The sequence below is a fragment of the candidate division KSB1 bacterium genome, assembly GCA_034506395.1.
In the GTDB taxonomy this organism is placed as follows: domain Bacteria; phylum Zhuqueibacterota; class Zhuqueibacteria; order Thermofontimicrobiales; family Thermofontimicrobiaceae; genus Thermofontimicrobium.
This window is the reverse complement of record JAPDPQ010000005.1, coordinates 188779-204257: the sequence shown is the minus strand read 5'-3', so window position 1 is coordinate 204257 and position 15479 is coordinate 188779. Positions and strand designations below refer to the sequence as shown.

At 45.5% G+C, this 15479-nt stretch carries 12 protein-coding genes and 1 other RNA gene; 1 reads left to right on the top strand and 12 read right to left on the bottom strand.

The window, feature by feature from the left end; all coding sequences use genetic code 11:
- Positions 1-124 precede the first annotated feature (124 nt).
- The 10 genes from ONB37_05405 to ONB37_05360 form a co-directional block, all read right to left on the bottom strand.
- A complete protein-coding gene (locus ONB37_05405; protein MDZ7399584.1) occupies positions 125-460 on the bottom strand; it encodes a cation transporter in 336 nt (111 codons plus the stop codon).
- Positions 461-808: 348 nt separating this feature from the next.
- Positions 809-1228: a DUF86 domain-containing protein gene (locus ONB37_05400; GenBank protein MDZ7399583.1), complete on the bottom strand. Its 420-nt coding sequence runs from the start codon at positions 1226-1228 to the stop codon at positions 809-811.
- Complete coding sequence (locus ONB37_05395) at positions 1221-1643, bottom strand: nucleotidyltransferase domain-containing protein (protein MDZ7399582.1); 423 nt, start codon at positions 1641-1643, stop codon at positions 1221-1223. The genes ONB37_05400 and ONB37_05395 overlap by 8 nt, the downstream gene beginning before the upstream one ends.
- A gap of 305 nt (positions 1644-1948) precedes the next feature.
- Positions 1949-2314: a Uma2 family endonuclease gene (locus ONB37_05390; protein ID MDZ7399581.1), complete on the bottom strand. Its 366-nt coding sequence runs from the start codon at positions 2312-2314 to the stop codon at positions 1949-1951.
- Between the two features lie 51 nt (positions 2315-2365).
- Positions 2366-3340, bottom strand: coding sequence for a hypothetical protein (locus tag ONB37_05385; GenBank protein MDZ7399580.1), 975 nt, complete (start codon positions 3338-3340; stop codon positions 2366-2368).
- Between the two features lie 241 nt (positions 3341-3581).
- Positions 3582-4613 carry a metallophosphoesterase gene (locus ONB37_05380; protein MDZ7399579.1) on the bottom strand — a complete coding sequence of 344 codons (1032 nt, stop codon included), beginning with the start codon at positions 4611-4613 and terminating at the stop codon, positions 3582-3584.
- A gap of 19 nt (positions 4614-4632) precedes the next feature.
- Positions 4633-5688 (bottom strand): serine protease, encoded by a 1056-nt coding sequence (locus tag ONB37_05375; GenBank protein MDZ7399578.1) that lies wholly within the window; start codon positions 5686-5688, stop codon positions 4633-4635.
- Between the two features lie 24 nt (positions 5689-5712).
- Positions 5713-7557 (bottom strand): exodeoxyribonuclease V subunit alpha, encoded by a 1845-nt coding sequence (gene recD / locus ONB37_05370; GenBank protein ID MDZ7399577.1) that lies wholly within the window; start codon positions 7555-7557, stop codon positions 5713-5715.
- 219 nt (positions 7558-7776) lie between these two features.
- Positions 7777-11415: an exodeoxyribonuclease V subunit beta gene (gene recB / locus ONB37_05365; protein MDZ7399576.1), complete on the bottom strand. Its 3639-nt coding sequence runs from the start codon at positions 11413-11415 to the stop codon at positions 7777-7779.
- A 115-nt stretch (positions 11416-11530) separates the two neighbouring features.
- Positions 11531-12634: a glycosyltransferase gene (locus ONB37_05360; GenBank protein MDZ7399575.1), complete on the bottom strand. Its 1104-nt coding sequence runs from the start codon at positions 12632-12634 to the stop codon at positions 11531-11533.
- 422 nt (positions 12635-13056) lie between these two features.
- Between ONB37_05360 and ONB37_05355 the strand changes: the two genes are divergently transcribed.
- Positions 13057-14265, top strand: a complete 1209-nt coding sequence (locus ONB37_05355) for a beta-lactamase family protein (GenBank protein MDZ7399574.1) — start codon at positions 13057-13059, stop codon at positions 14263-14265.
- Positions 14266-14522: 257 nt separating this feature from the next.
- Here ONB37_05355 and ssrA read toward each other — a convergent pair.
- Positions 14523-14886: a transfer-messenger RNA gene (ssrA, locus tag ONB37_05350) on the bottom strand.
- Between the two features lie 112 nt (positions 14887-14998).
- Entirely contained in the window at positions 14999-15442 is a 444-nt protein-coding gene (locus ONB37_05345) for a hypothetical protein (GenBank protein ID MDZ7399573.1), read from the bottom strand.
- Positions 15443-15479 lie beyond the last annotated feature (37 nt).

Genomic DNA, 15479 nt, shown 5'->3' with positions numbered 1-15479 from the left:
CAATTTAGCGAATCTGACAGTTGGCCAATAGCGGGATTAATGGGTATTAAAGCATCCGCAAAAATAGAATTTACCACCCAGCCACCTGCATACTGCCGACTGAAGACTGCTGACTGAAGACTGATTACTGATCACTGGCAACTGGCATACTGGCCTTATACCCCGTCTCATTGATCGCCGCCACCAGTTGATCCAGCGAAATTTTGCTGCTATCGTACTTCACATGGGCAATAGCCTTCTGGTGATCCGCCTTGATTTCGATGACCCCTGCCTTGCGAATGACCTCCGTCTCGATATGATGCTCACAACTGCCGCAGGTCATGCCCTGAACGGGGATGGTGACTTCAGCAATTTCTAGTTGAATTTTTTCCTTTTGGTGGGAGGATTTTTTGCAATCAAAATTTAGCAAAACTATGAATGCAAAAAATAAAATCAAAAAAAGATGGTTCTTGATCTTCATACTATTTTTCCTCAAAGATTTTTGCAATAAAAGAGATGTAGATAGAAAGATTCGGTTAAAATTGGTTCATTAAGAGGAATAAATATTACAATTTTTTTCCAGAAAGTCAAGCGATTTTTGAATGAATTTCAATTTGAAATTAATACAAATTCAAAATGCGATTAATGTCGATATGACCTTCTGCAAAATAGAGGAACTCGCCATTCCGATCCGCCAGCAGTCGGAGAGGAATCCCCTGATTCAGAAATTAATAATGGATTGCTTCGTTACTTCGCCCCTAGCAATGAATTAATTATTATTATTTGCCGAAATCTAATGTTAATGTAAAAAGGAGCAAACTAAGTCTGGCTATGGTTGAAAATGGCTCTGGATGACATCAAGAAAATTTTCGATATCCTCCAAACGCTTCTGGTAGATCTCGTAAACGATGCTGAAATTTATATCTCCGTATTGATGCACAATCAAATTGCGAAACCCGATCATGGGGATTAATTTTTCGACGAGAGAAGGGGAGATCAATCCGTGATCCTCAAGCTTATAAAAAATATCTGAAAGAGATCCAGGAACGCCCCAGGCTTCATCTGATATAATATGTGCTCCAATGTCGATGATGCCTTGAATAGCATGTTGTAGGTTCAACAGAACGGAATCCTGAGCATCCAGATCGGTTAAAAAACTCTCTCTGGAAAGTTTCTGTTTGGCCTTCAACCGTTCTAAGTGGTGCTTCACCTGGCTTATTTTGCGATATAATACATCGGTTTTAACCACTAACCCTCTCCAATGCGTTTCGGTACATTCCTCTGGCACATCTTTTCATGATGGTTTGAAAATCGATGCATTCGACCAACTTTCTGCCCATGAAGTTGCGGTTTCGCTCGCGGTCATTTTCGATCAAAATAATACCCTCTTTTAAAATTTCGAACAGCAGAATGAGATCAATTTTTTCCAGATCAACCAGATCTGGTTCAGCACCCAATGCTTTGGTGAGCTTAACAAAATGTTGTTCTAATCTTCGATGGGATTCGATAGTTGACAACGGCCGTTGAAACAAAATCGCCAAATCGATATCACTTTTAAGATGATTTTTCCCAGTAGCGGTTGAGCCGAATAAATAAACGGCGGCAATCTCGGGGTCCGATTCAAAAATAGGTCGGATTTTTTGCTGAATATCTTGATATCTCATGCTGCTATCCAATTTTGATATTCAATTTCCTAGCAACTGAAATTAGATTCGGTAATGGCTCCTGCCAGAACCATTCGGGTTTAATCCAGAAGCCGGGCAGTACCTTTGATTTTAAAATTTTATTTTCAGCTTTTTGGGCTTCGTATAGGCCCTGCTCGTTCAAGCAATAAATATTCATTTTTTCATAGATTGGATCAATCACCCAATTTTCCTTGATGCCTGTTTTTTCATATTCTAAATATTTCTCTCGCCAATCACGCTCCACGCAATCTGGGGAGACGATCTCCACGACTAAATCAAGAGCGCTATCGACCCTCGGTATTGGTTACAGTTACCCGATTGTCTTTTGAAATAAAGATCAGATCAGACACCCTACGCAATCCTTGTCGCGGTCGAACTTGAAAGTTTTCACCCCAAAGTGTGCCAAGATGATGCCGATCAATGTAGAATTGTAGAATCCTTGTCAGAAACGTCGCAATCCTACTATGCTTATTAGAACCTGGTGAAAGCACAATGACCTCTCCGTCTATATGCTCGGCTTTCGTGTCTTCATCGCAAAATTCGAGAAATTCTTCTTCGGTCATGCGCAGTGGCTGGCGTAGCTGCTCATTTGTCTCGGCGGTTAAAGCTTCTATGGTAAACAACCTATTTGATTTTTTGTTTTGGTGCATTTAAAGTCAATAAAAGGTAATAAATGTTGATAATATTTGCAAGCAAAATTTCTAGGGACAGGATGCCATCCTGTCCTGCAGTTTAATGCGAAGGAATTCCTCGCACATGGCATCAATCGCTTCCTGTCGATGACCAGCGCCAATCGGATCAGAATACCAGCGCGGAATAAAGCCGCCATTGGGGCGTCCCAATAAACGAACCATCTGACGACAATATGTGCGAATATCTTCCAAAGAACCATGCACCATCGTCTGCTGAATGTCAACTGGCGAGAAAAAAGTGATGCGGCCGCCAAATCGCTTGCCCAGTAATTCCAATCCCATATTCTCCTGCTGGTCCATGTGGATCACCTCGAGGCCGATCTCGATGAGATCATCCAATATATCGACAATGTAACCGCAGCTATGAAGGAACGTGAACATTCCCGCTTCATGAACGGCTTTGAAAATGCGGGCGTAGCGCGGCTTCCAGATCTCGCGCCATTTAGCAGGGGCAATCATGAGCCGATTCTGCAATCCCCAGTCATCGGCGAAAATATAGCCATGCGCCCCCAATTCAGCATACCTTTCGATGGCATGGAGATTCATCTCTACCAAAAGATCAATCAGTCGGCCCAACTCCTTAGGATGATCGTAAATATCCAGCCAGGTATTTTCCAGTCCGCGAATGAAATGAACTCGCTCATAAATGGAAATCCCCTGGGCCAGAATAAATTTGTCCCCAGCTTGCTGAGACAGATTCCCCAAATGCTGCCAGCGACCAGGATCATGAATATCGGGAATAGTTAGCTGATCGAACTGACTCCAATCTTTCAAAGGGAAATCCTTAACCTCGCCAAGCACCATATTGCCGATATTCTCCCAGACCGCACCCCACTCGTCCGTGCCAGTGCGAGGGCGGTCGTCCGGGGAAGGGGACATGTTGATCCAATAAAAATCAGAACCATATTTTTCTGGAAAATCATAAGGCAGTCGCGGCGCTCCCTGAAAGCGGATAGTGCGGGTGACAATTTCTCTGCTCGTCATTTTGATACCTTCTTAAAAAATATGACCTCTATCCGCCAGTTAGCCTATGGCGTTAACCTAAGCAAATACCTGGGGAGATGCTGTCATTCTGAGGAGCGAAGCGACGAAGAATCCTTTCAATAAATGTACACTCTTTCGCTAAATCAGGAGATTCTTCGCTCTCCGCCTGTTGCCGGATCGCTCAGAATGACATAATACTCTTAGGTTGACCCTTATGGTCATTTGGCGGATGGACTCCATCTCAAAGTGGAGCGATCTCGATATTCATCGTGTCTGGGGCAATGGCTCTGAGCCAGGATATCTTGACTGGAAATTTGTTCATTGCGCGATCGCCACCATGCAATCTTAATTGGACAATACTTTGTGGATCAAGACTTGATATTTTTTTCTCAATAGCCGATATCAGACCATGGGATATCATAGCCTCATCATCATTTAATTCGATGACAATCATTGGTCGCGCTGGTAATTCATGAAACTTCCAACTGATCTGAGGTGAACGGGTGCTTTCAAGCCAACGGATTTCGATCATTAAGTAGCCCTTCGGCTCATTCCGTTCCACAAAAGAGGTTCGTTCGATGGATCCAGGATAGAGTACTGGTACTCCCAGAGGACTTCCTATCAGGTCTTTGGTCAGCACTTGGTGGCGATGGATATGCCCCGATAGCACTGCCAGAAAAGATGGAGGGAAATCTTTCCCCTGAATGACATCCTCTCCCGATCGGAAGGTATAATTTTGAATTCCCACTTGTGCCGCTTCTACAACTTGATGCATACAAAGCAATCGAACATCGGCTTGCTCTTTTTGATATCCAGTTTGAGCTAAGACATTTTTAATATCCGTCCTGATGCCATTTTTATAATATGGAAATCCAGCGATTGCCAAGGTGAGGCCATTTTTTGAGAGAGAATAGGTTCTGGGTTTATCAAAAATGTGAATGAAAGTATGCGTCTCGAACAGCGATCGTGGGATATTGGAGCGTTCATGATTGCCTGGGACCAGGTAAATTGGGATACCGAGATCGGCGATTTGGAGGAGCGGCGCAAATGCCTGCTGAACAATTTGGGGATGAACCTGACAGCGAAAGAACAAATCTCCGCCATGGATGACCACATCCACTTCTTTATTCAAGGCTGGCTGAAGCGCGAGATAGTAATTTTTAAAGAAATCATCGCCTCTTCGGCGCCGCTGAATTCTAGGGCGCAGAGCCAGGTCGAAACCAAGGTGTGTGTCAGCGAGGAATAGGATTTTGATCAAATTTGCCTGCGACATAGTTTGGACCTGTCAAGCATCACATTCGGATGGGACGCGGTTCAATCAAAATTTCAAAATCATATCCGCTCTTCAAGAGATACTCGCGGTTTTCACGGATCAACTCTAAAATCGACTCGGCAGAGATCGCCTTGGTAATCCCGTAACTGATCGTTTTTTTAGAAGTCACATAGATTTTGCCCTGATAGGGGACGGTCTCGTCGTAGTTTTTGCCCCTTTCGGGCACCAGCACTGTCTCGAGCTCAGCCGCAGCAGAGGTAGTGATTCCCACCACTTCGAAATTGGGGACGCCATCTCGGACCGCAAGCAAAATGCCGCCACTCAAGCCGGGATTAAAGAGCACATCGGTTAAAAAGCCGCCTTTCTTATCACGATCCGGCTGGCTGACAATCCCTTTGCTGATCAACTTATAGCCCATGGGATATCCAATCACATATACAAACGATCCCCATTCCAGTTCCCGTGCATTGCCAAAGGGATAGTTGAGCACTGAGATGCCCGCAGCAACAGGGAATTTGAGCTTTTTGCCTAAAATGGCAATGTCAGCTTGCTCATCAGCCAATAGCACCTCGAATAGGCCGTCCTCTGGCATTTTCGCGACCAAAATCTGGTTCTGCTGTTTGATCGCGACGGTCTGGATGAATTTTTCAGGAGAATTTGCATCTGGGGCAAAATAGCTGATGAGCGTATCTGGCTTGAGCACGACGTGAGCGCAGGTGAGCAACGCCAAACGGTTATCTTGAGCATAAATGACTGTGGCAGTGCCAGAGACCGTAGTTTTGATATCTGTGACAGCGCTCGCAGTTGCCAACAGACGATCGGTAATCGATGTTGGGATGATTTTTTGCTCAAGCGAAAAGGAATAAGATTTATACAAACTATTGCAGAAGACGCGGTTTACTGATTCGCTGATCTCTTGTAGCTCTTTAGAACAACTCTTATATGGGAATTCTGAATCGTAGCGACCATCGCTCAAGGTGGGATAAGCGGTTTGAAAGATTTTTTTTGCGCAAGAGACTAAGACGAGCACAAGGATTAATGGAACCGCACTATAAAGGGAAAGCAATTTTTTCATGTCGTTGAATCCTTTTTCATTTTTTTATGCTGAGTGTATTGACTCCCATAACATGTCTCGTAAACCAGACGTTCTTTCGATGCGACGCGAAACAGCATTTCTAAAAATCGATTCAACACCCCAGACTTGAACGCTGGCTCTGGCTCGAGTAAGACCAGTATAGATCAATTCTCGGGTCAAAAGCGGCAAATCCCGATCGGGCAATATTAATAACACATGATCGAACTCTGAGCCCTGGCTCTTGTGAATTGTCATGGCGAACACGGTCTCATGACCAGGCAACCGTAGCGGATGGAATTTTCGGATGGATTGATCTGGGCCGATAAAAAATACGCGAATTTCATCATTCGAATCAGGATCGCGCAACGCAACGCCGATGTCCCCGTTGAACAAATTGAGCTGATAGTCATTGCTTGTGATCATGATGGGCCGACCATGGTACCATGGCTGATCTGGAGGGATTAATTTTTCCTGTCTCAACAGCAGTTCCACAATCTCGTTCATTGCAGCCACGCCATATGGGCCATCGCGCAATGCACAAAGGATACGAAACCGATCGAAGTTCCGCAACATCTCGATAGGGCTGGTGGACTGCAAATATGGAGCATACCCTGAAATGATCAATGGTTTGAGTCGAAGAGGCAGCGCAGTCGCTGCGGGCAGAGGCATCCATTGCGCATCAGGAAATTTAGGATCCTGCAAAACAGTTAAGGAGGACGCGCCATCGCCCGCATTGACCAGTCGACTGGCGGCACCGATCGCGCTGTCGCTGGCGAAACGAAAATTCTTTTTCAATTGGATGATCGCGTCCTGAAGACCTGGGGCGGCTTCTGAGTGCAATTGAGCCAAATCGAAGCCGAGGATCGTCCTCACCTGCGCGCAAAATTGAGCAGAGTAGGGATGCTCTTTTCCCGTGTCACAAATATCGCCCAACACCGCGCCAGCTTCCACAGATGCCAATTGATCTTTGTCGCCCACCAGGATCAAGCGGCAATCGCTCGGCAGCGCCTGTACCAATTTAGACATAAGTGCGAGATCGACCATGGAGGCCTCGTCCACGATCATGACATCCAGTGGCAACGGATTTTGGGCGTTGTATCGAAAATAGGGGGAATTGGGGATTGTACCTAATAGTCGATGGATGGTGGATGCCTGGTCTGGGATTGCATTGCGGACCGGCTCAGCGCACGTTAATTGGCTTTTGTTTTGTTTGATGGCTTCCTGCAATCGGGCGGCTGCTTTGCCCGTTGGGGCAGCCAACGCGATCCTCAGCAAGCCGCTCTCCAGCAACAGTGCCAAAATGCGAACAATCGTGGTGGTCTTGCCAGTGCCTGGTCCACCAGAAATCACACAAAATCGATTTTGACAAGCGGCCAGACCAGCAATTTTTTGCCAATCGATCTCGCCATGACTTGCCGTCGGAAAATATTGATCCAGCTTTGTCCTGAGGAATTCAAAATCGACCGTTAATACTGGCGATCTCATTCGCTGGAAGATCGCATTGGCTAAATTTTGTTGATAGTCCCAATACCGATAGAGATAGAGCCGGCCCGCTGCATCCAGAATCAAGGGTTTGAATTCGCTAGGCTTGCCAACGACGCTGCTTCGCGCCAACTTATCTATCCAGTCGATAATTTCAGGGCAGGAAAAAGACTCGCCATTCTCACTTGCAAACAGATTCGTCCCAGCAATTTTTTTTAAGTCAAGGCAGATATGGCCTTGGCTCCTCGAGCGCGAGACCAGCGCTGCTGCCAAATAAAGCTCAGCAGTCCAATGATCATCCAATTTGGTTAAGAAATTAGAAAAATGAATATCCAGATTGCTGAACTGATCACTCTGCTGGATAAGTTTTTCGACAGTCCGTTCCATGTTATTTCATGATAGTCTAAAACTCAAATTCAAAAATTAAGATCGTTATCCTGGACGATATTAATGGGTGCGATGTCTCGACTAATCCCTTAAGTCCTCCCCAGTGAGGAGAAAATGATTTTATCATTCCCAAAATATGCCTAATGCCCAAATCAATGATCTTTTTCAAATCATCCAGATATCAGGTCGGCCGATGAATCAATTATCCAATTATCAAAATTAGCCGATCAATAAATCGCTCAACTGGCGTACTAATTCGCTATTGGGTCGATCCCTGAAAAGGCCATATTCTGGTCCCAAAGCAGGTTCGACGCCGCGCAGAAAGATATAAAATACCCCACCAAAATGGCGCTCATATTGATAACCTGGCCAGCGCTGTCGAAGATATTGATCCAAGGCTACGGTGTAGATCAGATATTGCAGGAGATAAAATTCTTGCTCCATCACTGGTAGCAATCGTTGTTGATGATAATGTTCAATTTGATCGCCGAGGAAATTGGATTTCCAATCGACCAGATAGAAGCGCTGATCGTATTGAAAGACCAAGTCCATGAAGCCTTTCATGAATCCTTGGAATGGAGCGAAATTGAGTCGTCCGACCTGTTCAGGCCAGGTGTTGGAGATATTTGCTCCAGCAAAATGTTCGAATATCTGCTTTAATTTTTGGTTCTCAATTTTTTTAACGGGAAAATAGAATTCCAATTCGTTTAATCGCTGGGAGAGACTGATTTTCGATAGATTGAAATCAGGCTGCTTGGGATCGAGTGGCAATTTCAGGACCTTTTCGATCAATCCCAAAATGACCGGGTGCCACTGGGGCTCAAATCCGAATTCCTGCAGATTATCTGATACGATCTCGGCTGCAATTTCTAAATTTTGATCCTGAAAATCGATGAGCTCAAAAATTTTGTGGAAGAAAATTCCAGCCTTGTTGCCTCGGGGAAATGACCGAATATCAACAGCGGCTTGGGAGCCTGTTGGGACAGCGCCGATCGTTGCTCCAAGCTGAAGCGGCTCGATGGGATCATAATCTGGAAGCTCTGCTGCATAGGAAATTCGAGACACCAATGACGAATAGCTGGAAATGTGCCAGCTCGAATCGATCCTGCCCTGAAAAGGCTGAAAAGCGAGGTGTTGCAATTGAAATCGTTGCGGCTGATATTTTGTAATTTGAGGTTCTGCCATTTCAACGAGCTGAATGGTTTGGTCCGATCGAAACGCAATCGCCTGGAGGTCTTGAAAGAGCTGTTCATCTGTCAGTGATTGGAATCGGGCGCAGGTAGCATCGAAAATCGCATCGAAATTGGGGCCCTTCGCTTGATGTAACAAATAGGCAGGTGCGGAGCTTTCGGCTTCGTTCAATCGTCCCCAGATCAAGTAGCACCGATGCTTGGCGCGAGTCAATGCCACATATAGCAGCCGGAGATTTTCGGCCAACTGCTCTTTTTCAGCTTGACGCAGATTTAAATCGCGCGATTCAGCTCCCAAATCCAATGTAAGGATCCGGTGATTCGCCTCGTCGTGGAACAGCAAAAAATCTTTCGAATCTCTGATTCTTGAACCGTCCCAACTGAATGGGCAGAATACAATCGGATATTCCAATCCCTTGCTTTTGTGAATCGTCACCAATTTCACCGCGTTTTCATCCGTCTCTAATCGAAGTTGGTGTTGCTCTAATCGCGGTACGGTCGGGTCGCGCTGTTCAGCTAGCCATTTCAGCAGCATTGCCATACCAAGATTGCGCTCGGTTGCCACTCGATTGAGCACCTCGGCCAAATGAAGGACATTGGTACACCGTCGCTCGCCATTGGGAAAGGACATAAGGCGAGGGAGCACCTGTTGTTCGATCAACAACTGTCGAAACATCTGAAAAAAGCCATGTCGCCGCCATAGCTCATGGTAATTGCGAAATTGGACCAACCAAGACTCCCAAAGGTCATCATCCCGCATCGCTGCTTCGATGGCTTCACCCGAATATCCCATCAAATCTGTTGCCAATGCGACTCTCAGTTTAAAGTCATCATTCGGTTGCGCTATGCTTTCGAGCAGTCGTTGTAGCTCTAATGCCTCATGAGAATCAAATAAATTCTCTGTGCTAAACAGGACACTGGGGATATTCAGGCTCGCAAGCGCGCGTTGTAGCGCTATGGCCTCGCTATTGCGTCGCACCAATACCGCAATATCCATCTCCCTCAGCGGTTGATCTCCAATCCAGACACCTTGCTGATCGCTTAAGGTAAGCAACCGGCAGATCTCGGCTGCCACGGCGCGATAAATGATTTGCCGTGCGTCCGTTTTTGGGATCGGTTCATCACCTTCAACAAATTGGTTCGACTCCATAACCCACAATTGGAGCGGAGGCTCCTGGTGTGCCTTGATCGTGAGCCATTGTCGATCTGGGCGATCCGCTGCCCTTGCTGGATAAAAGGAAATCTCCTCAAAAACAAATGGCAATTGGCAATTTCCGAATATCGTGTTGACAGCGGTAATCAAACCTGGTTCGGAGCGCCAATTGCAACTGAGTGTATAGCGATTGGTAACTTGGCGAGCTGCATCCATATAGGCAAAAATATCCGCGCCGCGAAAACCATAAATCGCTTGCTTGGGATCGCCAATCAAAAATAAAATACTGTCTGGGTGATGAAAGATAGCTTTGAAAATAGCGTACTGTATTGGATCAGTATCTTGAAATTCATCGATAAGCGCAGCTTTGAACTTATTGCGAATCACCGCTGCCAGATCATTGCCGCTGGGAGATTTCAGCGCCTCGTAAAGCTTCAATAACAAATCGTCGAACGATTGGAGGTTCTTTTCTGTCTTCCTGCGCGCCAACTCCGTTTGCCAAAAAGAGAACAATTTAATTTTCAGACTGATCAGTCGTTTTTTATAAATCGTTTCCAACTGGTCTTTGGATCGAAATAGCGTCTCACAGAGGTCGAAAAATGGGTGTTGTGGTGCTTGACAATTCTTTTTTGTGCCAGCGGCAATCGAACTGGCAGTGAACTTTTTGAGTTGTGGGAATAGTGTCAAATTATCTTCTTCCGAAGTCAATGTCTGGTCCATCATGGTGAGCCAGACTGGGATTTTGTTCAGAGGATATTGCTGGCGATTCAAATTCGGATGATTTTGCAAAAGGTTTTCAATTTCAGATCGTGCCGAATCCCAGCTATTGCGAACCGCCTGCCAAGCTTGCTGAAAATTAAATTCCAATTGTGTAATGGAACTCCGATCGAGCGTTTGGTTGTCAGTTTCGTCATCGGGGATGATTCTGAAATCCGGGCTCATGATGCGCCGATTGACGAGTTGCAAAAGGCTCGAGGGATTGGAATCATTGGCTAATGCAAAATTCACAAATAGGGGGGACTCTAAGTAAACAAATTTTCGCCAGAAATCGTTGACGATTTCCTGGTTCAAATGATCCGTCTGGGAAATCAGCTCTGTGTCGAACAATACCCTGCTCTCGAACGCATTTTCATTCAGCATCCGATTGCAGAAGCCGTGAATGGTGAAGATCGCTGCCTGGTCAAAATCGCGGATTGCATTGCGCAGTGCTAGCATACAAGAGCGGTTCGAGCCATATTTTTGGACTAACTGGTCAAAAAATTGTTCATCACTCCCCTGCTCAGCAAAAGCCCTCACTGCCTTGCGGAGGAATTTCCGAATCCGATCTCGCAATTCCGCGGTAGCCGCCTCGGTAAAAGTCACCACCAAAATCTCATTTACCTTCAATGCTCTTTCGATGACCAGCCTGAGGAACAATCCTGTGATAGTATATGTTTTCCCGGTTCCAGCACTTGCTTCAATTAAATTCGTTCCGGCCAACGGGCTATTCAAAATGTCGAATTCCTGTGCGGTCATGAGCATTATCTATTCAATATTAATCATTCAATGCATACGCCATTAGAATACTTCGGTAGAAATCATGAAGATTCTTTAATTACTGATGACTGTTTGCTGCTTAATTGGAATAGCGCTATTTCCATCGAACCCTTCCAAACCAGGCAAAGGGAGCAATGATCACATGATAAAGCATGAAAAACAATTCCCATAATAAAAACGATTCAAATTTTGGACGTATTCCGAAGGCTTTTCCTCCAGAGTAGATCAAGAGTCCATCCCCTAAAAATTTTATCCCAAGCAAAAAAGTTGCAAAGAAAATTTGCTCGCTGGTTAGGGTGGCGATAAGAAAAAACAAAAATAGCGACAAATTGGATAGATGGAACACAAAATAGGCCAATTTTAATTTCAATGGATAATATTTCCCGGCTGAAAGATGGCGCTTCTTTTGATGGAACAACCCCACTATATTTTTTGATTGATAACTAGGGACGATCGTCGATTTTTCTCTGGCAAATCGAATCTGCCAGTTGGTCTTCTGGAGGACCAGATGAAGAAACAGATCGTCATCACCAGAAATGCTGGTCATGATATCGTTAAATCCGTTCACTTGATCGTATACCTGGCGGCGATATGCAAGATTACGACCAGTGCAGGTCGCAGCGGTACCCAATCCGATACTTCCAGCCGCAACGATGCCGTTTACCAGGCTATCGATCAGCAGCAATTTCCCAATGAGCGTATCCTTTGGATCATAGAGGGGCGAGAAACCCACTACCAATCCTACTCCAGGTGCAAAATGAGCGGCCGTCTTCGCTGCCCAATCAGCCGGAGGGACGCAGTCTGCATCGGTAAATAAAAGAATTTCGCCCTCACTCGCTTTAATTCCCGTGCTCAGCGCTGATTTTTTGCCGCCGAAAGTCTCAACAGAACTCTGGTGACGAATGACTTTTAGACCCGGGCACTGCGAGCGATATGCTTCTAAAAGTTGCGGGGTTTCATCGGTCGAGCCATCGTCCACGACTACGATTTCCATTTTGTCCTTTGCATAATTTTGCCGAATCAGTGCCTCCAAGCAGGAGCGAACGTTCGTTCCCTCGTTTTTCATCGCAACGATGATGGAGATGGTTGCCATGTTTGACTCCCGATTGACCTCCAAGTTGGTCAGACCAACTCGTAGCGCCAGCAGAAAACTGCAATATGCGGCGGCAAAGAACATTGCAATTAATGCTAAGATCATCGTCCAATCAGTTGCATTGAGAGCGAATTATCGAAATATCGAAAGTATTGAATGGTGGAGTCATGGAGCGAACGAATCCAGGAAAAGGGATTAGATCATGCTTTGGAATTGGGCATTCCATAATTGCGCGCTTTTTCATCATCCAGGATTTCAAGCTCTCAGAAATTATGTCAATCCACCCAAATTCATTTATCGCCTGGTTCTATTTTATCGGCAAGCGCCGATTGACCAAAAGATTTGCCCTTGACCGGCTTTCGATTCTAATAGCGAGTTCAAAATAACAAAAAAAATCCTAATAAGCAAGCCGTTTTTGGAAAATTATCTTGACATTTAAAGCGGCGTTTGATAATTTTATGGCACGGTTTCAAAATTTTGGATGGTTGCGTCTGTTTAAAAAATGACCAAAACGAGAAAGGAACAAGATGAATAAAGCGGGTTGGATATTGATCTGGGCCATTATGTTGCTTGTGGTGTTAGCGGTTCAAGTATTGGCGCAGCCGCTGCCAATTGCAAAACCTGAAGAAGTGGGAATGAATTCCAAGCAGCTACATCGTGTGGCTGCTGCGATTCAGTCCGCCATAGACAATAAAGAATTCCCAGGGGCTGTGCTTTTGGTTAGCCGAAAGGGAAAAATCGTGATGAGAGCCGCTTTCGGTCGCTCGCAATGGGTACCAGAAGAACGCTCGATGACCATCGATATGATCTTCGATTTAGCCTCGATCACCAAGCCGGTTGCCACGGCTACTTCCATCATGATATTGGTTGAACAGGGTCGGATCCGTTTGTGGGATAAGGTCAAAGATTTTGTTCCTGATTTTGTGCCTTATTTTGACGATGCCGGTTTGCCCAGCGAAGACGCTCGCATCTGGCACTTGCTCACCCACACTTCAGGATTGCCCCCTTATACCAATGCGAAAGAGATAGAAATGAGATATGGAACACCCTGTCCAATGGATTCATTGGTTAGACACATCGCCCAATTGAAAAAGATTGCGCCACCAGGGACGGCATTTCATTATAGCTGTCTTGGATTTATCACATTGGCATATATTATTCATCATGTGACTGGCCAAACCATTGCTGAATTTTCGGAGCAAAATATCTTCAAGCCGCTGAGCATGAACCATACTTTCTATTGTCCATCTGAACGATATCGGGAACTTTGTGTTCCTACTGAAGTGATCGACGGCCGTCCCTTGATCGGCATTGTACACGATCCCTTGGCGCGAGTTCAGGGCGGTATCTCTGGCAATGCGGGATTGTTTTCAACCGCGGATGATCTGGCCATTTTTGCTCAGATGATGTTGAATAAAGGCGAATTTAAAGGTGTGAGAATTCTTAGCCCCTTATCCGTGGAACGAATGACTGAGGTTTATGACAAGGCCCAATTTGCGGGGCGAGGATTAGGGTGGGATCTGAATTCTGATTATTCGACCAATGGCGGGGATCTCTTTGGAGGTCGCTCTTACGGGCATACCGGCTATACTGGGACTTCCATCTGGATCGATCCAGAGACCGAGACCTTCATTATTTTTCTGACCAATCGAGTCCATCCCAATGACAAGGGATCGATCATATCATTGCGGAGCAAAGTTGCCAATATCGTCGCCAGCTCCATAGTCAAAAAATAGTGAACAAAATGGGATCGAATTTGGCATTATTGACTGAGACATGCGAAAGCTTGAAGACGAAGTTTTAATGTCATATCATGTTTTCAAGGGGGGAGAATTTGTCTTGCGCCATTTGCGATCATTTTAAAAGATTAGGTCAAAGACATGAGTTTCGATCTTTTATCAAAGATCGATAATGAAAAAGCCTCCACAAAAATTTATGGAGGCTTTTTTCTCTATTCTGAAAAATTGGCGAATTCGAATCTTGGTGATCAAATTTGTGGAGACGGCGGGAGTCGAACCCGCGTCCGAGAGCCCGGTTTTACAGACTTCTACATACTTAGTCTGTTGTTTATGTGAACTTCCCGACGCACAGCAGACAAAGCGCCTGGGAAGCCAGCCGGATTCAGTTTCGCCACTGACCCTCCGACAAGATCAGCAGCTATCCCATCATCATCGACGCCTCTGACTGAGCCTGACGGGCCGAGCTCAATCAGCGCGGGCTACCTACAATTAGGCAGCCATTGCATACGCATAATTGTCTGCGTTTACATTTATTTCCCAGTGGATTAACGAGGAACCAGGAACCTCGGTATGCTATCTGTAACCCCTCGACCCCCGTCGAAGCCAATATTCGTCCCCATACAACCTAATTATTTGACTCGATGGAGTCCATTTTGTTCCATTTAAATATAATGCTTTTTGTGATGGATTTCAAGAAAAATTTTTTTGGGGTGAACGATATGGAGCCGCGCTACTCGATCTTCCGACCCTGAGCCCGAGCTGTGATGGCTTCAAAGAAGCGATCGTAAATGACTCGGGCCATTTGATATTCAGGCGCCACATATTGCCAGCCGCTCTGTGGATCTCGAATCTCAGAGAAGAGCTCTAAGGTTAGTTTCGTCTGATGGTCGTCGATCTTGATCAACTTGCATTTTATTTGGGCCCTTTTATCGCCAGTGAACCCAGTAGCGACACCTGCTCCAGCCTGATAGGAAGTCTCGATCACCCCAGTTTCGCGATTCGCTTTTTTAATGTTGTATCCGCGTTCTGGGAGATAGTCCAATGTTGCCTGAAAAACTTTCTCATATTCGGCCTGGATAATCCGGGTTTGACCGTAAATCGATTCCTCTTGTGTGCCAGTTGTTGCACAATAGCAGAGGATGATTATGAATAAGAAGACCATGAAGTTTTTCATTATCGTTCCTTGCGTCTGATATGAGGTGAATGAAACA